This window comes from Xanthomonas sp. WHRI 7945, assembly GCF_035026585.1.
The window spans coordinates 1-24,248 of sequence record NZ_JAYIQP010000025.1; the positions used below are offsets into that span (position 1 = coordinate 1).

The 24,248-nt window shown below is 70.7% G+C and carries 24 protein-coding genes and 1 tRNA gene; 13 read left to right on the plus strand and 12 right to left on the minus strand.

Translation table 11 applies throughout. From position 1 onward, the window contains the following. Positions 1-324 precede the first annotated feature (324 nt). From bioH to bioB, 4 genes are all read right to left on the minus strand, one after another. Positions 325-1,086, minus strand: coding sequence for a pimeloyl-ACP methyl ester esterase BioH (gene bioH, locus VDQ83_RS16460; RefSeq protein WP_455435740.1), 762 nt, complete (start codon positions 1,084-1,086; stop codon positions 325-327). Positions 1,087-1,130: 44 nt separating this feature from the next. Then, entirely contained in the window at positions 1,131-1,484 is a 354-nt protein-coding gene (locus tag VDQ83_RS16465) for a DUF7079 family protein (protein WP_455435741.1), read from the minus strand. Between the two features lie 10 nt (positions 1,485-1,494). Continuing rightward, positions 1,495-2,700, minus strand: a complete 1,206-nt coding sequence (gene bioF, locus VDQ83_RS16470; protein ID WP_309919499.1) for an 8-amino-7-oxononanoate synthase — start codon at positions 2,698-2,700, stop codon at positions 1,495-1,497. A 138-nt stretch (positions 2,701-2,838) separates the two neighbouring features. Beyond that, positions 2,839-3,888, minus strand: a complete 1,050-nt coding sequence (gene bioB / locus VDQ83_RS16475; protein ID WP_455435742.1) for a biotin synthase BioB — start codon at positions 3,886-3,888, stop codon at positions 2,839-2,841. 49 nt (positions 3,889-3,937) lie between these two features. Here bioB and VDQ83_RS16480 point away from each other — a divergent pair, with 49 nt between their 5' ends. After that, positions 3,938-4,663 carry a ComF family protein gene (locus VDQ83_RS16480; RefSeq protein WP_455435743.1) on the plus strand — a complete coding sequence of 242 codons (726 nt, stop codon included), beginning with the start codon at positions 3,938-3,940 and terminating at the stop codon, positions 4,661-4,663. A 493-nt stretch (positions 4,664-5,156) separates the two neighbouring features. Then, positions 5,157-5,564, plus strand: coding sequence for a SecDF P1 head subdomain-containing protein (locus tag VDQ83_RS16485; protein ID WP_455435744.1), 408 nt, complete (start codon positions 5,157-5,159; stop codon positions 5,562-5,564). Positions 5,565-5,648: 84 nt separating this feature from the next. Here VDQ83_RS16485 and ubiA read toward each other — a convergent pair whose 3' ends face one another. Next, on the minus strand, positions 5,649-6,551 hold the full coding sequence (ubiA, locus tag VDQ83_RS16490) for a 4-hydroxybenzoate octaprenyltransferase (protein WP_455435745.1): 903 nt from the start codon (positions 6,549-6,551) through the stop codon (positions 5,649-5,651). Positions 6,552-6,970: 419 nt separating this feature from the next. Here ubiA and VDQ83_RS16495 point away from each other — a divergent pair. Both VDQ83_RS16495 and VDQ83_RS16500 read left to right on the plus strand, forming a co-directional pair. After that, a tRNA-Arg gene (locus tag VDQ83_RS16495) sits at positions 6,971-7,047 on the plus strand. A 535-nt stretch (positions 7,048-7,582) separates the two neighbouring features. Next, the gene (locus VDQ83_RS16500; protein WP_455435746.1) at positions 7,583-8,404 is read left to right on the plus strand and encodes an alpha/beta fold hydrolase; all 822 of its coding nucleotides are present in this window, start codon (positions 7,583-7,585) and stop codon (positions 8,402-8,404) included. 231 nt (positions 8,405-8,635) lie between these two features. Here VDQ83_RS16500 and VDQ83_RS16505 read toward each other — a convergent pair whose 3' ends face one another. Both VDQ83_RS16505 and ubiK read right to left on the minus strand, forming a co-directional pair. Then, positions 8,636-10,162 carry a YifB family Mg chelatase-like AAA ATPase gene (locus VDQ83_RS16505; protein WP_455435747.1) on the minus strand — a complete coding sequence of 509 codons (1,527 nt, stop codon included), beginning with the start codon at positions 10,160-10,162 and terminating at the stop codon, positions 8,636-8,638. 13 nt (positions 10,163-10,175) lie between these two features. Next, positions 10,176-10,445, minus strand: a complete 270-nt coding sequence (ubiK, locus tag VDQ83_RS16510) for a ubiquinone biosynthesis accessory factor UbiK (RefSeq protein WP_309919006.1) — start codon at positions 10,443-10,445, stop codon at positions 10,176-10,178. Positions 10,446-10,621: 176 nt separating this feature from the next. Here ubiK and VDQ83_RS16515 point away from each other — a divergent pair, with 176 nt between their 5' ends. Next, positions 10,622-10,960: a P-II family nitrogen regulator gene (locus VDQ83_RS16515; protein ID WP_263396067.1), complete on the plus strand. Its 339-nt coding sequence runs from the start codon at positions 10,622-10,624 to the stop codon at positions 10,958-10,960. 228 nt (positions 10,961-11,188) lie between these two features. Here the strand turns inward: VDQ83_RS16515 and speE are convergent, their stop codons facing one another. Further along, a complete protein-coding gene (gene speE / locus VDQ83_RS16520) occupies positions 11,189-12,040 on the minus strand; it encodes a polyamine aminopropyltransferase (protein WP_455435748.1) in 852 nt (283 codons plus the stop codon). A 239-nt stretch (positions 12,041-12,279) separates the two neighbouring features. Between speE and speA the strand changes: the two genes are divergently transcribed. Together speA and VDQ83_RS16530 are read left to right on the plus strand one after the other, a co-directional pair. After that, entirely contained in the window at positions 12,280-14,169 is a 1,890-nt protein-coding gene (gene speA, locus VDQ83_RS16525; RefSeq protein ID WP_455435749.1) for an arginine decarboxylase, read from the plus strand. 312 nt (positions 14,170-14,481) lie between these two features. After that, the gene (locus VDQ83_RS16530; protein WP_455435750.1) at positions 14,482-15,600 is read left to right on the plus strand and encodes an acyltransferase family protein; all 1,119 of its coding nucleotides are present in this window, start codon (positions 14,482-14,484) and stop codon (positions 15,598-15,600) included. Positions 15,601-15,663: 63 nt separating this feature from the next. Here the strand turns inward: VDQ83_RS16530 and VDQ83_RS16535 are convergent, their stop codons facing one another. After that, positions 15,664-16,572 (minus strand): LysR substrate-binding domain-containing protein, encoded by a 909-nt coding sequence (locus tag VDQ83_RS16535; RefSeq protein ID WP_455435751.1) that lies wholly within the window; start codon positions 16,570-16,572, stop codon positions 15,664-15,666. Positions 16,573-16,676: 104 nt separating this feature from the next. On the opposite strand from VDQ83_RS16535, the gene VDQ83_RS16540 reads away from it, so the two are divergent. The 4 genes from VDQ83_RS16540 (at position 16,677) to VDQ83_RS16555 (ending at position 18,824) form a co-directional block, all read left to right on the plus strand. After that, a complete protein-coding gene (locus VDQ83_RS16540) occupies positions 16,677-17,009 on the plus strand; it encodes a carboxymuconolactone decarboxylase family protein (RefSeq protein WP_309918996.1) in 333 nt (110 codons plus the stop codon). A gap of 22 nt (positions 17,010-17,031) precedes the next feature. Beyond that, positions 17,032-17,430 (plus strand): tautomerase family protein, encoded by a 399-nt coding sequence (locus tag VDQ83_RS16545; RefSeq protein ID WP_455435752.1) that lies wholly within the window; start codon positions 17,032-17,034, stop codon positions 17,428-17,430. Beyond that, entirely contained in the window at positions 17,427-17,996 is a 570-nt protein-coding gene (locus tag VDQ83_RS16550; RefSeq protein ID WP_455435753.1) for a DUF4865 family protein, read from the plus strand. The genes VDQ83_RS16545 and VDQ83_RS16550 overlap by 4 nt, the downstream gene beginning before the upstream one ends. Before the next feature lie 72 nt (positions 17,997-18,068). Then, positions 18,069-18,824 carry an SDR family NAD(P)-dependent oxidoreductase gene (locus tag VDQ83_RS16555; protein ID WP_455435754.1) on the plus strand — a complete coding sequence of 252 codons (756 nt, stop codon included), beginning with the start codon at positions 18,069-18,071 and terminating at the stop codon, positions 18,822-18,824. Between the two features lie 209 nt (positions 18,825-19,033). Here the strand turns inward: VDQ83_RS16555 and VDQ83_RS16560 are convergent, their stop codons facing one another. The 3 genes from VDQ83_RS16560 to radC all read right to left on the minus strand — a co-directional run bounded on the left by VDQ83_RS16560 (position 19,034) and on the right by radC (position 22,410). Continuing rightward, the gene (locus VDQ83_RS16560; protein ID WP_455435755.1) at positions 19,034-19,861 is read right to left on the minus strand and encodes an SPOR domain-containing protein; all 828 of its coding nucleotides are present in this window, start codon (positions 19,859-19,861) and stop codon (positions 19,034-19,036) included. A gap of 15 nt (positions 19,862-19,876) precedes the next feature. Beyond that, positions 19,877-21,565, minus strand: a complete 1,689-nt coding sequence (argS, locus tag VDQ83_RS16565) for an arginine--tRNA ligase (RefSeq protein WP_455435756.1) — start codon at positions 21,563-21,565, stop codon at positions 19,877-19,879. Between the two features lie 170 nt (positions 21,566-21,735). Continuing rightward, on the minus strand, positions 21,736-22,410 hold the full coding sequence (gene radC / locus VDQ83_RS16570) for a RadC family protein (protein WP_263396056.1): 675 nt from the start codon (positions 22,408-22,410) through the stop codon (positions 21,736-21,738). Positions 22,411-22,507: 97 nt separating this feature from the next. On the opposite strand from radC, the gene coaBC reads away from it, so the two are divergent. Together coaBC and dut are read left to right on the plus strand one after the other, a co-directional pair. Further along, on the plus strand, positions 22,508-23,767 hold the full coding sequence (coaBC, locus tag VDQ83_RS16575; protein ID WP_455435757.1) for a bifunctional phosphopantothenoylcysteine decarboxylase/phosphopantothenate--cysteine ligase CoaBC: 1,260 nt from the start codon (positions 22,508-22,510) through the stop codon (positions 23,765-23,767). Continuing rightward, positions 23,764-24,234, plus strand: coding sequence for a dUTP diphosphatase (gene dut / locus VDQ83_RS16580; protein ID WP_263396054.1), 471 nt, complete (start codon positions 23,764-23,766; stop codon positions 24,232-24,234). Before coaBC ends, dut begins: the two co-directional genes overlap by 4 nt. Positions 24,235-24,248 lie beyond the last annotated feature (14 nt).

The window sequence follows — 24,248 nt, forward strand, 5'->3', positions numbered from 1 at the left end:
CGCAATGCCTCCGCCACTTTATCGGCATGGCCGAGGAGGGGGGGCGTGGTCGCCGCCTGCCGCGTAGTCGATTTTTCTCTTGTGGGAGGGACTTCAGTCCCGACGCTTTTGCCGGTACGGCGTCGGGGCTGAAGCCCCTCCCACAAGGCATCGCTGCAAGTCGGAGAGAAACCCGCGCAATGCCTCCGCCACTTTATCGGCATGGCCGAGGAGGGGGGGCGTGGTCGCCGCCTGCCGCGTAGTCGATTTTTCCTGTGGGAGGGACTTCAGTCCCGACGCATTTACCGGTACGGCGTCGGGACTGAAGCTCCTTCCACAAGGGCATCACTGCAGGACGGAAAGAAACCCGCGCAACGCCTGCGCCACTTCATCGGCGTGGCCGAGGAACGGTGCGTGGCCGCCGCCGGCGATGTGCAACGTCTGCGCATGCGGCGCCAGCGCCGCGGCGTCGTCCATGCCGGCGGGCGACACCAGCCGGTCGCGCTGGCCGCTGATCCACAGGCTGGGCACGCGCAGGCCCGGCAGCGCGCGGCGCAGGTCGGTGCGTTCGAGCAGTGTCAGCCCGGCCTGCAATGCCTGCGCATCGGGTTCGCCGCGTGCGGCGAGCGTCTCGCGCAGCGTGCGCAGTTCGGCGCGCGCGTGCGCCGAGCCCAGTGTGTCCAGCGCCAGGAAGCGGTCCAACGTGCCGCGGTAGTCTTCGGCCAGGTCGCGGCCGAACTGTGCGAACACCTGCGGCTCGACCGCATGCGGCCAGTCGCTGCCGCGCACGAAACGCGGCGTCGCCGCGAGCATCGCCAGGCCGCGCACCTGCGGCTGGGTGGCCGCGGCATGCAGTGCGAACAGCCCGCCCAGCGACCAGCCCAGCCACGCCGCCGGCGGCGTCGCCGCGGCGATCGCGTTGACAACGTGCGGCAGCGCCAGCGGCGTGTCGTCGCCGCGGCTGTGGCCGTGGCCGGGCAGGTCCACCAGGTGCATGCGGAATTGCGCCGACAGGCGTTCGACCAGCGGCGCGAAGATGCCGCCGTGCAGCGCCCAGCCGTGGATCAGAACCAGATCGGGGCCTTGCCCCAGCGTTTCGATATGCATCGTCGATCGTGTGCCGAATGGAGAAGGAAATCGCGCTGCCGCGGTCAGCGTGCCGCGCGCAGCGCCAGCAGCCGCGGCAGCAGCAACCGCCACTGCTGCCGCGGATACCCGCGCGTGCGCCAGGCCGGCCAGCGCTGCACACCTTCGCGCCGCTGGATCGCCGTGCTCAACCCGTCGCTGTCGAACCCCTGCCAGACACCGGCCACGCTCAGCAGGTTCGGCGCCAGGCGCGGATGCACGTCGTGCAGCAGCATCCGTTGCAACGTGTCCGGCGGAAAGGGCGAGGCGGCAAGCACGGCGGCGATATGCGCGTGCCGCGCGGCGACGTCGTCGTCCAGATACAGCTCCGACAGTGCGTCCCATACCTCGCGGCGTGCCGCAAGGTCGCCGTCGCTCACGCCGGGCCGCTCACGCCGGCAGGCCGACCGGATGCACGGCCAGGCGGTCGCGGGCCAGCGCCAGCGCGTCCAGCAGGGCTTGCACCTGCGCCGGCGTGTGCAGCGCCGACAGCGTCACCCGCAGCCGCGACTTGCCTTCCGGGACGGTCGGCGGACGGATCGCCGAGACCAGGAAACCGGCCTGCTCCAACGCTGCCGACAGCGCCAGCGCGCTGGCTTCGTCGCCGCACAGCAGCGGCTGGATCGGGGTGTCCGAGGCCATCAGTTCCAATCCGTGGCGGCGCGCGCCGCCGCGGAACGCCGCGATGGTCTCGGCCAGGCGCTCGCGCCGCCACTGGTCGCGCCGCGCCAGTTTCACCGCGGCCAGCGAGGCGGCGGCCTGCGCCGGCGGCAGCGCGGTGGTGTACAGATACGGCCGCGCGGTTTCGGCCAGATGCCGGATCAACGCCTCGTCGCCTACCACCAGCGCGCCGTAGCCGCCCAGCGCCTTGCCCAGGGTCACCAGCTGCAGCGGCACGTCGGCCACGCCGAGCCCGGCCTCGGCCACGCAACCGCGGCCATGCGGGCCGACCACGCCGATGCCGTGCGCATCGTCCACGTACATCAGCGCCTGCTGCATGCGTGCGACCAGGGTCAGCGAGCGCAGCGGGGCGATGTCGCCGTCCATGCTGAACACGCCGTCGGTGGCCAGCATCGCCGCGCCTTCGGCGGCGTGCTTGAGCTGGCGCATCGCGCCCTCCGCATCCAGGTGCGGATAGCGGCGCAGGCGGCAGCCGGCCAGGCGGGTGGCGTCGAGCAGGCTGGCGTGGTTGAGCCGGTCCTGCACGCACACGTCGTCCTCTTCGCTCAGCAGCGCCTGCTGCACCGCCAGGTTGGCGAGGAAGCCGCTGCCGAACAGCAGCGCGCGCGGGTAGCCGAGCCAGTCGGCGACCTCGCGCTCCAGGCTGTCGTGCAGCGCATGGTGGCCGCAGACCAGATGCGAGGCGGTGGCGCCGACGCCTTCGCGTGCGGCCGCGTCCTGCAGCGCGGCCAGCACTTCGAACTGCTGCGCCAGGCCCAGGTAGTCGTTGCTGCAGAAGCCGGTCAGCCAGCGTCCGTCGAGTTCCACGCGGACGCCGTCGCGGCGGCCGACGCTGCGGCGCACGCGGATGCGGCCCTGCGCCTCGCGCAGCTTGCGCAAGGACTGGATGCGGTCGTGCAGATCGGGACGGGCCATGGGCGGCGAGGGCATGGAGGTCTGGCCGGCTAGCGTAGCGCGTCCCCGGCCGCGCCGGGGATGCGGGCGATGGACGGCCGGATCGGCGGATGGACGCGCGGGTCGGCGCGGCGCGAGACGCTGCAGGTCGGGCCGAGCTCAGACCAGCGCCGCGGCGATCGCCGGCCTGACCGGCGCCGGTGCGGTGATGTCCGCATGCACGGTGCCGGGATGGTCGTGCGCGTCGGCGTCCACCGTCACCTGCATCGGCGACAGCCCGAGCCGCGCGAACAAGGCCTGGTCGCGCGCGGTGTCAGGGTTGCCGGTGGTCAGCAGCTTTTCGCCGTAGAAGATCGAGTTGGCGCCGGCGCAGAAGCACAGCGCCTGCAGTTCGTCGCTCATGCTCTCGCGGCCGGCCGACAGCCGCACCATCGCCTGCGGCATCGCGATACGGGCGACGGCAATCGTGCGCACGAACTCGAACGGATCCAGTTCGACGGTGCCGTGCAGCGGGGTGCCGGCGACCTGGACCAGGCGGTTGATCGGCACCGAGTCCGGGTGCACCGGCAGGTTGGCCAGCGCCTGCAGCAGGCCGGCACGCTGCTCGCGCGATTCGCCCATGCCGACGATGCCGCCGCAGCAGGTCTTCATGCCGGCATCGCGCACGTGGGTGAGCGTGTCCAGGCGGTCCTGGTACTGGCGGGTGTGGATAATCGTGTCGTAGAAGTCCGGCGCGGTGTCCAGATTGTGGTTGTAGTAGTCCAGCCCGGCCGACTTCAGCGCCTGCGCCTGCTTGCCGTCGAGCATGCCCAGGGTGGCGCAGGTCTCCAGGCCCAGCGCCTTCACCTCGCGGATCATCGCCGCGACCTTGGGGATGTCGCGGTCCTTCGGCGAGCGCCACGCCGCGCCCATGCAGAAGCGCGACGCGCCGGCGGCCTTGGCCTGGCGCGCCTTGGCCAGCACCGCCTCGGTGCTCATCAGTTTCTGCGCGTCCACGCCGGTGTCGTAGCGCTGCGCCTGCGGGCAATAGGCGCAGTCCTCCGGGCAGCCGCCGGTCTTCACCGACAGCAGCGTGGAGACCTGCACCTGCGCCGGGTCGAAATGCTCGCGATGGACCGCCGCGGCACGGTGCAGCAGCTCCGGGAACGGCAGATCGAACAGGGCGAGCAATTCCTGGCGTTGCCAGTCGTGTCGGACGACAGCGGACATGGGAGTTTCCTGACGGTAAGCGGCTGGGAAAGCGGGCAGTCTGGTAAGCATGAACATTGCTGTCAACTTTTATGGAGCGGACCTGGTTGACGGTTGGTGGCGGCGATTGCAGCGCTGCGTATTGCCGGAGCGTTGCCTGATCTGCGCCGAGGCCGGCGTCGCCGGCCTGGACCTGTGCCCGGCCTGCCGCGACGCGCTGCCCTGGAACGCCAGCGCCTGCCAGGCCTGCGCGCTGCCGCTGCCGGCGCTGGACGCCGCCCAGCGCTGCGGCGCCTGCCAACGCAAGCCGCCGCCGCTGGCCTTGGTCGCCAGCGCCTGCGTCTACGCCGCGCCGATCGACGGCCTGCTGCGCCGCTTCAAGTTCCACCAGGACCTGGCCGCCGGGCGCCTGCTGGCGGCGCTGCTGCAGGCGCGCTGTGCCGGGTTGCCGCGCCCGCAGGCGCTGCTGCCGGTGCCGCTGCATGCGGCGCGGCTGCGCCAGCGCGGCTACGACCAGGCCCTGGAACTGGCACGGCCACTGGCGCGCGGGCTGGGCCTGCCGCTGTGCGACGGCCTGCAGCGCGTGCGCGCGACGGCGCCGCAGTCCGAGCTCGATGCCCGCGCGCGCCGCCGCAACCTGCGCCATGCGTTTGCGGTGCGGGCGCCATTGCCGACGCACGTGGCGCTGATCGACGACGTGATGACCACCGGCGCGACCCTGCACGCCGCGGCACAGGCGCTGCGCCGGGCTGGCGTAGGCAGGGTCGATGCATGGGTGGTGGCGCGGGTGCCGTGAGCGCGCTGGTGGCTTGCGTGCCGCGGCGGCGATGGGCACTGCGACGGCAAAGGCGTGGCAGCTCATCTGGGCATGCGTATGGACATGCGTGTCTGGCGCTGGCCGTGGTCGCGCGATCTATAACGCATGCAGGGGCGGTTGCTGTTGTGGTTGCCTGGACCAGGCAGCGGCAGCGAGGACATGGCTGATCGGGTGTCTAGCGGGCTTTGCGCCTGGCCGTGCCGCGCAGATGCCACGACCCGACGCAATCGGCCACTGGCGCACGGGTTCCGCGCGGTACATGGCACGTTCTTCTGCGTGACGCGGCTGGGGCAGCGGTCTGCGCCAGGCCACAACGGCTTGTTCTTCTATGATGTCGCCAAACGAACTGCGGGAGATGGCGATGCGCTTGAGAACTTTGGGACTGTCATTGGCGTTGTGCGTGTTCGGCGCGAGCGGGTGCAGCTACGCGCCTTCGCCCGATAGCGCCGACGCGAATGCGAGCGCGAGTGCGGTGAAGGCGAAGATCGAATGGCGCCTGGCCAGCCATGCGCCGCAGGCCGGCTATGCCGAGGCCGCGTACCAGGGACGGCCGGTGTATCTGGCGCCGCAGGCATTGCTGGCCGTCGATGGCGCCGCCACTGTCGTGCGTGTGGACGGCGACGATGGCCGGCCTGCGCTCGATCTGAAGTTCCCCGGGCACGACGGGCGCCTGACCCAGGCGACCGAGCAGAACATCGGCAAGCCGATCGCGCTGCTCGCCGACGGCCAGGTGCTCACGGTGGCGACGGTGATGTCGCCGCTTCCTGGCGACAGCCTGCGGATCAGCGGGCTGGAAAACGTGCAGGAGCAGCAGCGGGTGTTCGCGCTGTTGACGCATGCGCCGGCGGCGGAAACGCCCGCCGGCAGCGGCAAGCCTTAGGTTAGGGCTTGCCCGCGCGACCGGGATCGGCTGCGGCGCCGCGGCGGCCTTGAGGTCGGCGCTGAGCCGCGTCTGGCCTCGGCGCTACGGCGCGCGCAGCGCCAACGCCGCGACGATGCCGGCGAAGATCGCCAGGCCGACCCAGTTGTTGTGCATGAAGGCGCGAAAGCAGGGCGCCCGTTCGCGGCTGCGGGCGATGCGGAATTCGTAGGCGACCAGCAGCGCGGCCACGCCCAGGCCGGCCCAGTACCAGATCCCCAGCGCGCCGCGGGTGCCGACGAAGGCCAGCGCGACGAACATCAGCGCATACAGGATGCTCTGCGCGACCAGGTCCAGGTCGCCGAACAGGATCGCGGTGGACTTGGAGCCGGCGCGCAGGTCGTCCTCGCGGTCGACCATCGCGTACCAGGTGTCGTAGGCGGTGGCCCACAGGATGTTGGCCGCGTACAGCAGCCAGCCCAGCGCCGGCACCTCGCCGCGGATCGCCGCGAACGCCATCGGGATGCCCCAGCCGAAGGCCATGCCGAGATAGACCTGCGGCAGGTAGGTATAGCGCTTCAGGTAGGGATAGCTGGCGGCCAGGAACAGTCCGACCACGCTCAGGCCGATGGTCAGCGCGTTCATCGTCAGCACCAGCGCGAAGGCGGCGAGCATCAGCAGCGCGAACACCGCCAGCGCCTCGCGTCCGCTGACCGCACCGGTGGCCAGCGGGCGCATGCGGGTCCGTTCGACCTGCGGATCCAGCCAACGGTCGGCGTAGTCGTTGATCACGCAGCCGGCCGAGCGGGTCAGCCAGACCCCGGCGGTGAACACGAACAGCGTCCACAGCGGCGGCATCCCGTCGGCGGCCAGCCACAGCGCCCACCAGGTCGGCCACAGCAGCAGCAGCGCGCCGATCGGACGGTCGCCGCGCAGCAGTTTCCAGTACTGGCCCAGGCGCGCGCGCGGCGGCAGCGCGGCGGGCGTTTCGTAGCGTTCGTAACCCATCGCACAAGGGTAGCAGCCGGGCTTGCTCGGCGGCAGCAGGCGCCGCCCGCGACGGCTGTGAGGGCCTGCGTCTCTGCGCCGTGACGGACGGATTCGGGCGCAGGAGCCGGTTAAGCGAGCTTGTAGTGGGTAGCTGCCGATTGCCTGCCGATCACCGATCACCGATCACCACCGCCACCGCCACCGCCACCGCCGAAGCCACCGCCGAAGCCACCGCCGAAGCCGAAGCCGAAGCCGAAGCCGAAGCCGAAGCCGCCCCGCGCCGCCGGTCGGTCGGTCGGGTCGGGTCGGGTCGGGTCGGATCACCGCCAGTCGCAGCAGGCGCAGGCGGGTGTGACGGATATCGACCGACTGCGGCGGCATGCGATCGGCATGGGGGAGACGCGGCGCGCGGTTTGCCGTTAGAATGCGCGTCCGTTGCGCCCGTAGCTCAGCCGGATAGAGTAGTGGCTTCCGAAGCCATTGGTCGGGGGTTCGAATCCCTCCGGGCGCACCACATCCTCCCCAGCCTGCATGGCCTCTTCGACCGCGAATCCTGCCGGTGGTGGACACCGCCTTCGGCGCTGCGGCGATCGATCGCCTGTGGCGTATGACGCCGCTGCCCGTACTCGTACTGCTCGGGATGCCGAGCTGGCCCTCTCTGCGTTGAAAGGCTGGCGCGTACCGCGCGTCTCTCCGTGCGCACCGCATCATCGTCCATCGTGCCTGGAATTCCTTCCGCCGCTGGCCTGCATCGCCTTTGGCGTTGCGGCGACGACCGGCGGTGTGGGGCGCGTGACGCCGCCGCCGCTCCCCTGGGATGGCGGGCTGGATTTCGCGGGGCTGCATCGCCAGAGCGTGCGGCGCGCGCAGCAAGGCGGCCTCGGTCATGCCGGCTCCACCGCTGGGAGTCTCGCGGCCGTGGTTTCTGCACTCGCGGGACTGCAGTGCCGGACAACTCTTTCGCATCCTCTCCGGTGCCTTGTCATCGCGGTTGCGATGAATGGCGTGGTGCGGGCTTCGTTACGGCGGCGCCTTGCCAGAGGCCGCCGGTGATCGGTCCGCGCACCCCGCTCGGCAAGCCCGCGGTCCACTTGCTGGGCGACGACGATGCGCTGGCCTACCTGCGGCTCGGCGAAGGTGCTCCGGTGGTGCTGGTGCACGGCGCGCTGTGCGACTACCGCTACTGGGCGCCGCAGCTGCGCGGCCTGTCCGAGCGCTTCGAGGTCGCCGCGCTGAGCCTGGGCCAGTATTTCCCGCAGCTGCCATCGTCGCTGCGGCATCGCTTCGGCTGGCGTTGGCATGCGCAACAGGTCGCCGCGTTCATCGCCGGCTACGGACGGCCGGTGCATCTGGTCGGCCACTCGCGCGGTGCCGCGGTGGCCTGGCAGGCCGCACTGCAGCAGCCGGCCGCGGTCGCCAGCCTGAGCCTGTTCGACCCGGGCGGGCCGCAGCCGCAGGGCCTGCCCGAAGACGTGGTGGCGATCCGCGCACGGGCGATCGCCCTGCTGCGCGACGGACAGGTCGACGCGGGACTGGAATGCTTCGTCGATTCGGTCAGCCAGCCGGGCGCCTGGGCACGCAGCAGCGCGTCGTTCAGGCAGATGGTGCGCGACAACGCGCAGACCCTGGTGCCGCAGATCGGCGACGCGCTGCCGGCGTACCAGGCGGAGCAGGCCGCGCGTCTGCCGATGCCGGTACTGCTGGTCGCAGGCGAACTGAGCCCCGCCCAATACCGCGACAATGCTGCGGCGCTGGCCGGATGGCTGCCCGACGCGCGCTACCATGTACTCGCCGGCGCCTCGCACGGCATGACCTTCACTCATGCGCGGCGCTGCAACGCGTTGCTGGCGGAGTTCATGGCGTCGGGCTGAGGTATGTCGATGGAAGACCCCAAGCGATTTCCCATCGCACGGCCGCTTTTCTGGCAGGAAGGTTGGATAGAAGGGCGAAGCCATCTACGTGGAATCGATCACGGAGTTGCAGCAAATGGAAATGCAGCATTTTCGTGGCTTGAAATTGAAGCCGAGCGCGCGCGTGGCCCGTCAGGTGAAGCACGCGTCTTCGGCGACAGCACCCTGCAAGCGATAACGCGTCACGAGGCTCTAGCCTGCTGCAACGGCAGCTTGGGCATTTGCACCCCGATCCAGTTGCCGATAGCTGATCGCTTCGGTCAGGTGCGCGGTGACGATGGTGTCGCTTTCGTCCAGGTCGGCGATGGTGCGCGCCACGCGCAGGATGCGGTGCAGCGAGCGTGCCGACAGCCGCAGGCGGTCGATGGCGTGTTCCAGCAGCGCTTCATCGCGCGGTTGCAGGCGGCAGTCGCGCAAGGTCTCGCCGTGGCCGAGATGGCCGTTGGCGCGGCCGGCGCGCGCCAGCTGGCGTTGTCGTGCCTGCTCCACCCGCGCACGCACGGCGGCGCTGCTTTCGCCTGGTGCGGCATCGGCCCGCAGCGCCTGCGGCGGCAGCCGCGGCACGTCCACGTGCAGGTCGATGCGGTCCAGCAAGGGGCCGGAGATGCGCGCGCGGTAGCGGCGGATGCCGTCGTCGCTGCAGCGGCAACGGCCGCTGGCATCGCCGGCCCAGCCGCAGGGACAGGGATTCATCGCTGCGACCAGCTGGAAGCGGGCCGGGAATTCGGCGCTGCGTGCGGCGCGCGACACCGTGACCGTTCCCGATTCCAGCGGCTCGCGCAGCACCTCCAGCGCGTGCCGGTTCCATTCGGGCAGCTCGTCCAGGAACAGCACGCCATGGTGCGCCAGCGAAATCTCGCCCGGGCGCGGATGCGTGCCGCCGCCGACCAGCGACACCGCGCTGGCGGTGTGGTGCGGAGACCGGTATGGACGTTGCCGCCAGCGCGCCGGATCCAGGCCGCGGCCGCTGACCGAGGCGATCGCCGCCGCTTCCAGCGCCTCGGCCTCGCTGGTCTCGGGCAGGATCCCGGGCAGGCGCGAGGCCAGCAGGGTCTTGCCGCAGCCCGGGCTGCCGATCAGCAGCAGGTGGTGATGGCCGGCGGCGGCGATCTCCAGCGCGCGCCGCGCCTGCGCCTGCCCACGCACGTCGCTCAGGTCGGGGAACGGCGTGGCCGCGGCCGGCAGGGCTTCGGCCGCCGGCAATATCTTGGTGCCGTTCAACAAGGCGCACACCTCGAGCAGGGTGCGCGCGGTGAACGCCTGCACGTGCTGCGCCAGCGCCGCTTCGGGACCGTTGCCGGCCGGCACGATCAGGGTGCGCCCGGCCTGCGCGGCGGCCAGTGCCGCCGGCAGCACGCCGTCGACCGGGCGCAGTTCGCCGGTCAGCGCCAGTTCGCCGAGGAACTCGTAGTTGCCCAGCACCTGCGGGTCCAGTTGCCCGGCGGCGGCAAGGATGCCCAGGGCGATCGGCAGGTCGAAGCGGCCGCCTTCCTTGGGCAGGTCGGCAGGGGCCAGGTTGACGGTGATGCGCCGTGCCGGGAACTCGTACTGCGCGCACAGGATGGCGGCGCGTACGCGGTCGCGCGATTCGCGCACCGCAGCCTCGGGCAGGCCGACGATCTGCGTCGCCGGCAGCCCGCCGGACAGATGGACCTCGACCCGAACCGGAGGCGCAAGCACCCCCGCGCGGGCACGGCTGTGCACCAGCGCCAGGCTCATGGTGGCGGGTGGTTCAGGCTTGCGTGGAGGGCGCGTCGCCGCTGCGCGCGGCTTCCAGCGCGGCGACGCTGCGTTCCAGCGTTTCCAGCTTCTCGCGGGTGCGCAACAGCACCGCGCGCTGGACTTCGAATTCTTCGCGGGTGACCAGGTCGAGCTTGCCCAGCCCGGCCTGCAGCGCGCTCTTGAAGGTGCTCTGCAGTTCGTCGCGGGATTCGCGCAGACCCGGCGGCACCAGATCGCTGAGGCGGCGGGCGAGGTCGTCGAGGTGGTTGAGGTCGATCATGGCTGTGCTCCGGCAGGTAGCGCCAGACTGCGGCACCCTGCGGTTCGGGGCCATCGGTGTCCGGCGCGGCGCGCTGTCGGAAAATTCCGGCGATGGGGCGCACGACCATTTGAACCCAGCGGCCGAGCATCGCGCAACCGCGTTATCCTGACGCCATTGTGATTGGAGAAAGCCGCATGAAGATGATCATGGCCGTCATCAAGCCGTTCAAGCTCGACGACGTGCGCGAAGCGCTCGCCGCGCAGGGCGTGGCCGGCATCACCGTCACCGAGGTCAAGGGCTTCGGCCGGCAGAAGGGCCACACCGAGCTGTACCGCGGCGCCGAATACGTGGTCGATTTCCTGCCCAAGGTGAAGCTGGAAGTGGCGGTCAGCGAGGACCAGGTCGAGCGCGTGCTCGAGGCGATCGTCAAGGCCGCCGGCACCGGCAAGATCGGCGACGGCAAGGTGTTCGTCTACGACCTGGGCACGGTGGTGCGGATCCGCACCGGCGAACTGGATGCGGACGCGCTGTAGCACGGGCTGGGTGCCGCAGCCCGCCATCCGCGAAGCTGCCTGCATCGCGAATGGCGCCACTGCGGTTTCGGCACGGCCCGCGATGCCGGCGGAGACACGTTGCCTTTAGCGCGGATCGGCGCCGCTCGCGCCTGAAGCGCATCGCCCATGCCGGCACCGCACGCCCGGGGCGAGGCGGTGCCACACCGACTCCGGTCGGCGGGAGCGCGCTGCGCTCCCGCCAGGGACTCATCCGCCCAGCGCTTCGGCCACGAACGGCGGCAGCACCTGGGTGCCGGTGTGCAGGTGCGCGCTGTAGTAGCGGGTGGCGAACGGCTTGGCCGCCGCGTCGGCTTCGCGGAACTCGAAGCCGCCGTGCTTGCGCGCCAGGGTCACGCTCCACCAGCCGGTCGGGTAGCACGGCTGCGGGAACGGCACGGTGTGGAAGCTGGCGAAGCCGGCCTTGCCCATCTCCGCGCGCATTTCCTTGATCAGGTCCAGCAGCGCCAGCGGCGATTCGGACTGCTGCACCAGGATGCCGTCGTCCTTCAGCGCCTTGAAGCAGCTGGCGTAGAACGCCTTGTTGAACAGGCCTTCGGCCGGGCCGACCGGATCGGTGGAGTCGACGATGACGATGTCCACGCTGCCGGCCGGGCAGTTGGCCATGTACGCGATGCCGTCGTCGAACAGCAGTTCGGCGCGTGGGTCGGCGTTGGATTCGCACAGTTCCGGGAAGTGCTTCTCGGCCATGCGCGTGACCTGCTCGTCGATGTCGCACTGGGTGGCGCTTTCCACGCCCGGGTGCTTGAGCACCTCGCGCAGCGTGCCGCAGTCGCCGCCGCCGATGATCACCACGCGCTTGGGCGCGGCGTGGGTGAACAGCGCCGGGTGGCTGATCATCTCGTGGTAGAAGAAGTTGTCGCGCGTGGTCAGCATCACCGCGCCGTCGATCACCATCAACTTGCCCCAGTCGGTGGTGTCGTAGATCTCGATCTTCTGGAACGGCGACTGCACCTCGTCCAGCTTGCCGGTGATGCGGTAGCCGATGGCCGAGCCGGTGGGCTGGAAGTGTTCGATGTACCAGTTGTCGTTGGCGCTCATGCGATGTCCTAAGTGAAGCGGAAAGAATGCAGCTGTCCTTCTCCCACCGGGAGAAGGTGGCGCGAAGCGCCGGATGAGGGCAGGGCGCAGCCCGGTGCACCCGGACCACGCAACGCGGTGCCCGAACCCCGCCCATCCCGTTCCGCGGAAGCGGGCGCGTCAGGTCGGCGCGGATTGTAACGGAGCCCACGCGTAGCAGGCGTTACAATCCACGCCCTTTTCCCCGCCGAGCCGCCACGATGAGCGATTGGTCCCTCGACCAAGCCCGCAAGACCTATTCGATCCCGCACTGGGCCGATGGGTATTTCGACGTGGATCCGGCCGGGCGGGTGATCGTGCGCCCGCAAGGCGCCGACGGCGTGGCGATCGCGCTGCCCGAGGTGGTGGACGCCGCGCGCGCGGCCGGCGCCAAGCTGCCGATGCTGGTGCGTTTCCCGGACATCCTCGGCGAGCGCCTGGGCAAGCTGCAGGCCGCCTTCGCCCAGGCCCAGGCCGACTGGGACTACGCCGGCGGCTACACCGCGGTGTACCCGATCAAGGTCAACCAGCACCGCGGCGTGGCCGGCACCCTGGCCAGCCACAAGGGCGAGGGGTTCGGCCTGGAAGCGGGCAGCAAGCCGGAACTGATGGCGGTGCTGGCGTTGTCGCGGCCGGGCGGGCTGATCGTCTGCAACGGCTACAAGGACCGCGAATACATCCGCCTGGCGCTGATCGGGCGCAAGCTCGGGCTGCAGACCTTCATCGTCATCGAGAAGCCGTCCGAGCTGGGCCTGGTGATCGAGGAAGCCAAGGCGCTGGGGGTCAAGCCGGGCCTGGGCGTGCGCATGCGCCTGGCCTCGCTGGGCGCCGGCAAGTGGCAGAACAGCGGCGGCGACAAGGCCAAGTTCGGGCTCTCGCCACGGCAGGTGCTGGACCTGTGGAAGGCGCTGCGCGACACCGAGTACGCCGAGTCGCTGAACCTGCTGCACTTCCATATGGGCTCGCAGATCTCCAACGTGCGCGACATCGCCAACGGCATGCGCGAGGCCACGCGCTACTTCGTCGAGCTGTCCAAGCTGGGCGCGAAGATCAGCCACGTCGACGTCGGCGGCGGCCTGGGCATCGACTACGAGGGCACCCGTTCGCGCAGCTACTGCTCGATCAACTACGGCCTGCATTCCTACGCGAGCAACATCGTGCAGCCGTTGGCCGAAGCCTGCGAGCAGTACGGCCTGGCGCCGCCGCGCATCGTCACCGAATGCGGCCGCGCGATGACCGCGCACCATGCGGTGCTGATCGCCAACGTTTCGGAAGTGGAGCAGGCGCCGGAAGGACGCGTGCCCGACGCGCACGCCGACGAGCCGGCGGCGATCCGCCACCTGCGCGAGATCCACGACGAACTTGACGTGCGCCCGGCGGTGGAGCTGTTCCAGGAAGCGCAGCACTTCCATGCCGAAGGCCTGTCCAGCTACGCGCTGGGCCAGATCGACCTGCCGCAGCGCGCGCGCATCGACGACCTGTTCTATGCGATCGCCCACGCGGTGCGGCAGCGCCTGAGCAGCGAGGAAAAGAGCCACCGTCCGGTGCTGGACGAGCTCAACGAGCGGCTGGTGGACAAGTATTTCGTCAACTTCAGCGTGTTCGAATCGATCCCCGACGTGTGGGCGATCGACCAGGTGTTCCCGATCCTGCCGATCGAGCGGCTGAACGAGGCGCCAGCGCGGCGCGGCGTGATCTGCGACATGACCTGCGATTCGGACGGCATGGTCAAGACCTACGTCGAGAACGAGAGCCTGGACAGCTCGCTGCCGCTGCACGAACTGCGCGCGGGCGAGAGCTACCGGCTCGGCTTCTTCCTGGTCGGCGCCTACCAGGAGATCCTTGGCGACATCCACAACCTGTTCGGCGACACCGACGCGATCGAAGTCAGCGCCGACGGCGACGGCTACCGCATCGCCCAGCAGCGCCGTGGCGACACCACCGACGTGATGCTGGACTACGTCGGCTATCGCCTGGACGAGCTGCGCGCGAGCTACGCCGAGCGCGTGGCCGCCGCGCAGTTGCCGGCGGAGCAGGCGCAGGCCTTGTCGGCGGCGCTGGAAGCGGGCCTGACCGGCTACACCTACCTGTCGGACGAGCCGCTGGGCTGATGAGCCCCGGCACGCGCTCCCTCGCCCATGGGCGAGGCGAGCGCGGTGCGGTGGCGCGCTCGCCGCGTTATCCGAACGCACGCACGAACGCATCGGGCACAACCATGTGGCCGGAGTGCAGCGCGCGGGCGCGACGCTCCCGATCTCATTGCAGTCGCCGCCCGTTTCGGCCTCTCGTGGCTGCGAACCGTTGCCGCAGCCGCCTGACCCGTCGCCATGCTCCCGACCGATGCTGGCCGACGACGCGCCGCCGATGGACGGGCACCGGCACGCGCCCGTAAGCTGAGCGCCCTTTCATCACCCCGCGACGCGATGCGCTATCCCGGACTGGATCTGTTGCGCGCGCTGGCGATCGTGTGGGTGATGCTGTTCCACTCGTTCGTGGTCGGCGGCCTGGGGCCGGAGTGGGCCTGGCTGTCGCGCTACGGCTGGATGGGCGTGGACCTGTTCTTCGTGCTCAGCGGCTTCCTGATCGGCGGCCAGGTGCTGGCGCCGCTGGCGCGTGGCGCGCCGCTGCGCTACGGCGATTTCTACCTGCGCCGCGCGTTCCGCATCCTGCCGGCCTTCGCCGTGGTGCTGGCGCTGTACCTGGCCTGGCCCGGGTTCCGCGAAGCGCCGGGCATCGCGCCGTGGTGGATGTTCGCCAGTTTCACCTTGAATCTCGGCATCGACTACGGCAACCAGCAGGCGTTCTCGCACGCCTGGTCGCTGTGCGTGGAGGAGCATTTCTACCTGGTGTTCCCGCTGCTGGCGGCGCTGTCGATGCGGCGGCCGTCGGCGCCGCGCTTCGTCGCGCTGTGCAGCGCCGTGGTGCTGGCCGGCATCGCGCTGCGCACGGCGACCTGGCTGCACGACAGCGCGCTGGACCGCGTCGGCGACGGGCTGCAACGCAACTGGTTCATCGAGGACCTCTACTACCCGACCTGGAACCGGCTCGACGGCCTGCTGGCCGGTGTGGTGCTGGCCGTGCTCAGGGTGTTCCGGCCGCAGCGCTGGCAGCGGCTGCAGCGCCACGCGAACGCGGTGGCGCTGGCCGGGTTGGTGGTCTGCGCGTCGGCGATGTGGCTGTTCCGCGAACGCACCGGCCTGCTCGGCAACGCGATCGGCTGGCCGCTGCTGTCGCTGGGACTGGCGCTGCTGGTCTGCGCCGGCGCCTCGCTGCACGGCGCGCTCGGCCGCCGAGCGGTGCCGGGCGCGGCCTGGCTGGCGGCGATCTCCTACAGCCTGTACCTGACCCACAAGGCCGTGTTCCATCTCACCCAGGTCTGGTTCGGCGCCGTGCTCGACGGGCGCGGGTTGCTCGCGTTCGCAGCGTATGCGGGCATGGCGCTGCTGGCCGCCGCGCTGCTGCACTACGCGGTGGAGCAGCCGTTCCTGCGCCTGCGCGAACGCCTGCAGCGCAGGCCTGCCGAGGTGCCGGTGGCTGCTTAGGCCGCATTGTCGTTGCGCGCAGGCGCGGTGCTGGCCGCTCGTGCGCCGTACTGCGGTACGGGCTCACCCCGGATCGGCGTGCGCCACGCGCGCCTCGTGCAGGCGCTGCTGCAGGATCTCCGCCAGGCGCGCCACCGCCGGTGCCGGCTCTGCGTCGGCGCGATGCAGGTTCAGGCCCAGCACCGGCATCAGCGGCAGGCCGCCTGCCCCCGGCGGCAGTAGCGTCAGCGATTCGGGCAGGCCGGCCGGCGTGCGCAAGGTCAGTCCCAGCCCGGCGCGGACCGCGGCCCATACCCCGCCCAGACTCGCGCTGGTGAAGGCGATGCGCCACGGGATGCCGGCCCGGTCCAGCGCCGTGGTCGCGGCCGTGCGCAGCAGGCACGGCGCGTCCAGCATCACCAGCGGCAACGGCGTGTCGCTGTTCCAGCCGGCCGGATCCGGGGGCGGGGCATCCGCCGCCGCGATCCAGCGCATCGGCCAGGCGGCCTGCGGCTGGCGATGCGCCGACGCCGTTCCCGCGTCCCAGACCAACGCGAGGTCCAGTTGGCCGGATTCGACCCGGGCCAGCAGTTCCTGATGGCGCGCGATGCGCGCTTCGATGCGCACCTTGGGGTGGGCGCGGGCGAAACGGCCCAGCACGTCGGGCAACATGCGTTCGCCGAAATCCTCCTGCAGTCCGAGCCGGACCCAGCCCTGCAGGACGGAGCCGTGCAGCGCAGCGGCGGCCTCGTCGTTGAGCTCCAGCAAGCGCCGTGCGTAGCCCAGCAGGATCTCGCCGGCGTCGGTCAGCGCCAGCCCGCGGCCACTGCGGCGCAGCAGCGCCTGGCCGGCCTGTTCTTCCAGCTTCTTCAGCTGCGCGCTGATCGCGGACGTGGAGCGCCCTTGCCGATCCGCCGCCTTGGCGAAGCTTCCCAGTTCGATGCCGGCGACGAAGCTGCGCAGCGCATCGAGATCGAAGGTGATGCGGCGCATGGCGTAAATCCCGTTTTACCGAATGGTGACTACTGAATTTCCCGATTTTCAGGACCATCTTCGGTGGCTAGGCTGTCCGCAGTCAATCCGAGCGCGAGGCGCCCATGTCCGATCTCCCTACGTCCAGCCAGGCCCTGTTCGGCGACATCGCACCGAAATTCGCGCAGCTGACCGACGAGGTGCTGTTCGCCGACCTGTGGCAGCGCCCGGCGCTGTCGCCGCGCGAACGCAGCCTGGTCACGGTGGCGGCACTGGTCGCGCTGTACCGGCCGCAGCAGTTGCCGTTCCACTTGAGCCGCGCGCTGGACAACGGCCTGCGCCGCGACGAACTGGCCGAAGCGATCACCCATCTGGCGTTCTACGCCGGCTGGCCGTGCGCCGCCGCGGCGCTGCCGCTGCTGCGTGCCGCGACCGCGTCGCCAGCGCCGGCCGCCTGATCCCCCAAACAGGAGACATCCCATGCCCTACGCCCGCATCTCGCTGCATCGTGGCGCTGCGCCCGACTATCTGCGCGCCCTCTCCGCCAGCGTCTACCAGGCCATGCACGAGGCGTTCGACGTGCCCGCCGGCGATTGCTTCCAGGTCATCCACCAGCACGATCCGGGGGAACTGGTGTTCGACCGCCATTACCTGGGCGGGCCGCGCTCGGATGCCTTCGTGCTGATCGCGATCACCGCCGGGCGCCCGCGCAGCGACGCCTGCAAGCAGGCGTTCTACCGGCGCCTGGTGGAACTGCTGGCGATCGCGCCGGGCATCGCGCCGGAAGACGTGATGGTGAACATCGTCACCACCGAAGCGCAGGACTGGTCCTTCGGCGGAGGCCGCGCCGGGATCTCGGCGGTGGAGGCCGGCGCATGATCGCCATGCAGTACAGCATCGCGTTGCCGGCCGACTACGACATGGCCATCATCCGGCGCCGCATCGCCGACAAGGGACCGCTGTTGGACGGCCTGCCGGGACTGGTGTTCAAGGCCTACCTCAGCGCCGACCGCCGCGATCGCGCGCTGCCCAGCCGCGCCAACCTGTATGCGCCGTTCTATCTGTGGCGCGATGCCGAGGCGATGCATGCATTCCTCGCGGGCGCCGCCTTCGGTGCGCTGGCGGACGCCTTTGGACGGCCGGCGGTGCAGCTGTGGACGGTGTGCGCCGCCAGCCTGGCCGCGGACCTGCACGGCGCCCGCTACGCCCGGCGCGAGATCGTCGCGCTGTCCGATGCCGACGCGCTCCAATCGCTGGGCGAGCGCGAGGCCGAGCGGGCGCGCAGCGATCTTGCCGCCGGCGCGCTCGCCGCGGTGAGCGCTTACGAGCCGCACGGGTGGAATCTGCTGCGCCTGCGGCTCTGGCGCGATCCGCCGCCGCCGTCGCCCGATGCCGGCCAGGCCTATGCCGTGGGCCACATGTCCGTACCGGCGAGCGACGGCTGAGGTACGGCGCCCCGTGCCTTGCCGTTTGCTTTTACCATTGCCGATTCCCCCACTTCCCATTCCCGGCCCCCAATGACCCAGACCGCCCTGATCACCGGCGCCACCTCCGGTTTCGGCGCCGCCGCCGTGCGCCGCTTCGTCGCCGCCGGCTGGCGCGTGATCGCCACCGGCCGCCGCGCCGAGCGCCTGCAGCCGCTGCTCGCCGAGTTCGGCGCCGAGCGCGTACACGTGGCGGCGTTCGACATCCGCGACGAAGCCGCGCTCGACGCGATGCTCGCCGAGTTGCCGGACGCGTTTCGCGGCATCGACCTGCTGGTCAACAACGCAGGCCTGGCGCAGGGCACCGCGCCGGCGCAGGCGGCGCTGCTGGACGACTGGCGCACGATGATCGACACCAACATCACCGCGTTGGTGACCCTGACCCATCGCCTGCTGCCGACGCTGATCCAGCGCCGCGGCGCGATCATCAACATCAGTTCTGTGGCCGCGCTGTACCCGTATCCGGGCGGCAATGCCTACGGCGGCACCAAGGCCTTCGTCAGCCAGTTCTCGCTGGGCCTGCGCTCGGACCTGCACGGCACCGGCGTGCGCGTGACCGCGATCGAGCCGGGCATGGCCGAGACCGAATTCACCCTGGTCCGCACCCATGGCGACCAGGGCGCGTCGGACAAGCTGTACCACGGCGCGCAGCCGATGACCGCCGAGGACATTGCCGAGCAGATCTTCTGGGTCGCCACGCTGCCGCCGCACCTGAACATCAATCGGCTGGAAATCATGCCGGTGACGCAATCCTTCGCCGGCTTCCAGGTGGCTAGGGACCGGGATTAGTGAGTGGGGAATCGGGAATAGGAAAAGCGAAAGCGAAAGCAGGCGTCGACGTGCTCCGCCTGCTACTGGTCACTGTAGTTAGGCTGACATCAGTCGCGCTCGCACGACTGGCGAGGCAATGAAACGACTGGCCTACGCAGGCCGGTCGCAAGGAATGCGGGAGAGGTTGCGTCTCCCGAATCCCCAATCCCCAATCCCTAATCCCGGCTTTACTGCGCCTTGATCGCGATCGCCGGCAGGCCGCTGCCGGTCAGCTTCTGCTTGGCCTCGGCCAGTTCGCTGGCGGTGCCGTACGGGCCCATGCGCACGCGGTAGACGGTCTTGCCGCTGATCTGCGCCGACTCCACGCGCGCCGACAGGCCCAGCATCGCCAGCTTGGCCTTGGTCGATTCGGCATCGCCGGAGGCGCCGAACGAGCCGGCCTGCAGGATATAGCGGGTGTTGTCCGGCGCCGCGGCGACAGCGGTTGCGGCGGGCGCCGTGGCCGCCGCGGCCGGCTTGGCCGACGTGGCGGCGGTGCTGGCCGGCGCGCTCGCCGCTGCGGTCTCCGGCAGCGGGGTCGGATTGGCCAGTGCCGCGGTGCTTGCCGGTGCCGTGGCGGTCGCCGCGGTTGCCGTCGCCGGCGTGGCGGCCGCCTGCGGCGCGCGGGCCTTGCGGTTGGCTTCGGCGCGTGCGCTGGCCGCCAGTTCGGCGTCGGACATCTGCACTTCCTTGCCGGGCAACAGGGTGTAGAAGTCGTACTGGGTCTGCGCGTCCTTCTTGGCGTCGGGCTTGGTGCTGCCGGCCGCCGTCGCCGCCGGCTTGGGCAGTTCCGGTGCCGCGTCGACGTCGGCATCGGCCACCGGCGCAGGCTGCGCGTCCGGGTTGGCACGCGGGCCGCCCACGCGCAGGAAGCCGTCGCCGTCCTTCTTGAACAGGCCGGGCGCCGCCAGGAACACCACTGCCGCGATCGCCACGCCGGCGATCAGCCACACCCATCCGGGCGTGCCGTTGCCGCTGTTGCGTCGCGCCTGCGTCTTACCGCGTCGTGCTGCCATCTACCGCTTCTCCACTCACATTTTTTCCGGGGCCGACACGCCCAGGAGGTTCAGGCCATTCGCCAGTACTTGCTGCGCCGCCACCGCCAGGGTCAGCTTGGCGTTGCGCTCGCTCGCATCGTCCACCAGCACCGGGGTGCCGTGGTACCAGGTGTGGAACGCGGTCGCCAGTTCGCGCAGGTATTGCGCGATCAGGTGCGGCTCCAGCACATGCCCCGCATTCTCCACCACTTCCGGGTAGCGCGAGAGTTCCAGCATCAATTCCAGCGAGGTCGCATCGTTCAGCCGGTTCAGCTGGCCCAGGCCGTCGGCCTGGTCGTAGTCCAGCTTCTTCTCCTGCGCCTGGCGCAGCAGGCTGCACACGCGGGCATGCGCGTACTGCACGTAGAACACCGGATTGTCGTTGCTCTGCTGGCGCGCCAGGTCGATGTCGAAGGTCAGCTGCGAATCGGGCTTGCGCGCGATCAGGAACCAGCGCGTGGCGTCGCGGCCGGCTTCCTCGATCAGGTCGCGCAGGGTCAGGTAGCTGCCGGCGCGCTTGGACAGCTTCACTTCCTCGCCGCCGCGCATCACCGTGACCATCTGGTGCAGCACGTATTCCGGCCAACCCTTGGGGATGCCCAGGTCCATCGCCTGCAGGCCGGCGCGCACCCGCGCCAGCGAGCCGTGGTGGTCGGCGCCCAGCTCGGTGATCGCGCGCACGTAGCCGCGCTGCCACTTGGTCAGGTGATAGGCCACGTCCGGCACGAAGTAGGTGTAGCTGCCGTCGGACTTGCGCATCACCCGGTCCTTGTCGTCGCCGAAATCGGTCGATTTCAGCCACAGCGCGCCGCCTTCCTCGTAGGTGTGGCCGGAGGCGATCAGCTTCTGCACCGCCTCCTCGACCTTGCCGTCGCGGTACAGCGAGCTTTCCAGGAAGTAGATGTCGAAATCGACGCCGAACGCGGCCAGGTCGTGGTTCTGCTCGTTGCGCAGGTAGGCCACGGCGAAGCGGCGGATCGCCTCCAGGTCGTTCGGATCCTTGGCGCCGGTGACCAGATGGCCTTCCAGGTCCACCGAGTCGCCGGCCAGGTAGGCGTTGGCCACGTCCTGGATGTAGTCGCCGCGGTAGCCTTCTTCCGGCCAGTCGGGGCTGTCGGGGGTCTTGCCCTGCGCGCGCGCCTGCACCGAGCGCGCCAGGTTCTCGATCTGGCCGCCGCCGTCGTTGTAGTAGAACTCGCGCTTGGCGTTCCAGCCGTTGGCCTCGAGCAGCCGCGCCAGGCAGTCGCCGATCGCCGCGGCGCGGCCGTGGCCCACGTGCAGCGGGCCGGTCGGATTGGCCGAGACGTATTCCACGCCCACGGTGCGGCCGTTGCCGACCAGGCTGCGGCCGTAGTCCTCGCCCTGCTTGATCACCGCCAGCACTTCGCGCTGGTAGGCGCCGGGGCCGAGGTGGAAGTTGATGAAGCCGGGGCCGGCGATCTCGACCCGGGTCACGTCGTCGTTGGCCGGCAACGCGGCGACCAGCTGCTGGGCCAGCGCGCGCGGATTGCCGCGCGCGGCCTTGGCCAGCAGCATCGCGACGTTGGTGGCGAAGTCGCCGTGCTCGCGGGTCTTGGGCCGCTCGACCACGAAGTCCGGCGGCAAGGTGTCGGCCGGCAGGGTGCCATTGGCGCGCAAGGCTTCGATGCCTTGACCGATCAGGGCGCGGAGTTGGGATTTCACGTGATCTCTGCTTGAAGCGCGGAACCGGCGATTTTACCCGACCCGCCGCCTCCCGGGCCGTGCCGGGTTCAGCCCGACCTCAGGCCGTCCGGCGACGGCGGGATTCGGGACCGGGTGTTCGAGCCCCGGAGCCCGACGGCCGCAGCGCTTTGGCGACCTCCACGCCCGGCTCAGGCCCAGCCGCGCGCCGCCATCGACACCGGCGCGCCGTCGCCGACGATGAAGTGGTCCAGCAGGCGGATGTCCACCAGCCCCAGCGCCTGCTTCAGGCGCTGGGTGACGGCGTAGTCGGCGGGCGAGGGTTCCCGGTTCCCGGAGGGATGGTTGTGGCCGATGATCACCGCTGCCGCGTTGTGCGTCAGCGCGCGCCGCACCACTTCGCGCGGATGCACCTCGGCGCCGTCCAGGGTGCCGTGGAACAGCTCCTCGAACGCCAGCGAGCGGTGCTGCGTGTCCAGGAACAGCACCGCGAACACCTCGTGCGGCCACGCCCGCAACCGTTGCGCGAAGTAGCGGCCGGCCGTGGCCGGGTCGGTCAGGGTGGTGCCGCGTTCCAGTTCGGCGGCCAGGTGGCGCTGGCCGAGCTCCAGCGCGGCCGCCAGCTGGCAGGCCCGCGCCGGGCCCAGCCCCGGCAGCCTGACCAGTTCGCCGGGCGGACGATCGAGCAGCGCGCGCAGCGGGCCGTGCCGCTGCAGCAGGTCGCGCGAGGTACGGACCGCGTCGCTGCCGGCCAGGCCGGAGCCGAGGAAGATCGCCAGCAGTTCGGCGTCGGAGAGGGCCCGGGTGCCGCGTGCCAGCAGCTTCTCCCGGGGGCGTTCGTCGCAGGGCCAGTCGGATATGTGCATATCGCCAGATTGGCGGGCGATATGGCGCAACGGTATCAGGGCCGCAAAGGGCCATCGGGTAAGCTAATCGTTCTTGCATGGGTAGGACATTCCCGACGTGACCGGTACTTTCGAGGGGCCCCTGCAGGGGCGGCGTGTGCTGTTGTGCGTGGGCGGCGGCATCGCCGCCTACAAGGCGCTGGAACTGGTGCGGCGGCTGCGCGAGGCGGGTGCCGAGGTGCAGGTGGCGATGACCGCCGGCGCGCAGCAGTTCGTGACGCCGCTGAGCTTCCAGGCACTGTCCGCGCAGCCGACCCGCACCAGCCTGTGGGACAGCGCCGCCGAGCAGGCGATGGGCCACCTGGAGCTGGCGCGCTGGGCCGACCACGTGCTGGTGGCGCCGGCCACCGCCGACCTGCTGGCGCGGCTCGCCCACGGCCTGGCCGACGATCTGGTGACCACGCTGTGCCTGGCCAGCGCCGCGCCGCTGACCGTGTGCCCGGCGATGAACCACCGCATGTGGCTGCATCCGGCCACCCAGGCCAATGTCGCCACGCTGCGCCAGCGCGGCGCCGGCGTGATCGGACCGAACGACGGCCCGCTGGCCGAAGGCGAGTCCGGTCCTGGGCGCCTGGCCGAGCCGGAGCAGATCGTCGCCGCGCTGGCCGGCGGCCGCGCCGCGCCCGCGCATGCCCCCGCGGCCGCTGCGGTGCCCGCGACGGCCGCTTCCGGCGCGCTGCACGGCCTGCGCCTGCTGATCAGCGCAGGCCCCACCTACGAGGACCTGGACCCGGTGCGCTACCTCGGCAACCGCAGCAGCGGCAAGATGGGCTATGCCCTGGCCGCCGCCGCCGCGCGTCAGGGCGCCACGGTGGTCCTGGTCAGCGGCCCGGTGCACCTGCCCACGCCCGACGGCGTGCAGCGCATCGACGTGCGCTCGGCCGCGCAGATGCGCGAAGCGGTGCTGGGCGCGATGCCGGCCGACATCTACATCGGCACCGCCGCGGTCGCCGACTACACGCCCAAGCAGGTCGCCGCGCAGAAGATCAAGAAGAGCGGCGAGATGCTGACCCTGGAACTGGTGCGCACCCCGGACATCCTGGCCGAGGTCGCCGCGCAGACCCAGGCGCTGAAACTGGTGGTCGGCTTCGCCGCCGAGACCCACGACATCGAGCGCTACGCGCGTGGCAAACTCACCGACAAGCACCTGGACCTGATCATCGCCAACCAGGTGGGCGTGGCCGGCAACGGCTTCGAGAGCGACCAGAATGCCGCCACCGCCTATTGGCAGGAGGGCGCACGGAGCTTCCCGGCCGTGTCCAAGGCGCAACTGGCCGAACAATTGCTGGCCCTGATCGCGGAGCGACTGCACGCATGACCACCCCGACGCCGCACCCGCTGCAGGTCAAACTGCTCGACCCGCGCTTCGGCGACAGCTGGCCGCTGCCGGACTACGCCACCGAAGCCAGCGCCGGGCTCGACCTGCGCGCGGCCACCGAGGCGCCGCTGACCCTGGCGCCGGGCGATACCGCGCTGATCCCCAGCGGGCTGTCCATCTACATCGCCGATCCGCAGCTGTGCGCGGTGGTCCTGCCGCGGTCCGGGCTGGGCCATCGCCACGGCATCGTGCTCGGCAACGGCACCGGCCTGATCGACGCCGACTACCAGGGACCGCTGCTGATCAGCGTCTGGAACCGCGGCCGCGAGCCGTTCACCATCGCCCCCGGCGACCGCATCGCGCAGCTGGTGGTGATGCCGGTCGTGCGCGTAGCCCTGCAGGTGGTGGATACTTTCGCCGACAGCGCCAGGGGAACGGGTGGATTCGGCCATACCGGAGTGCGCTGACAGGGGATCGTCTG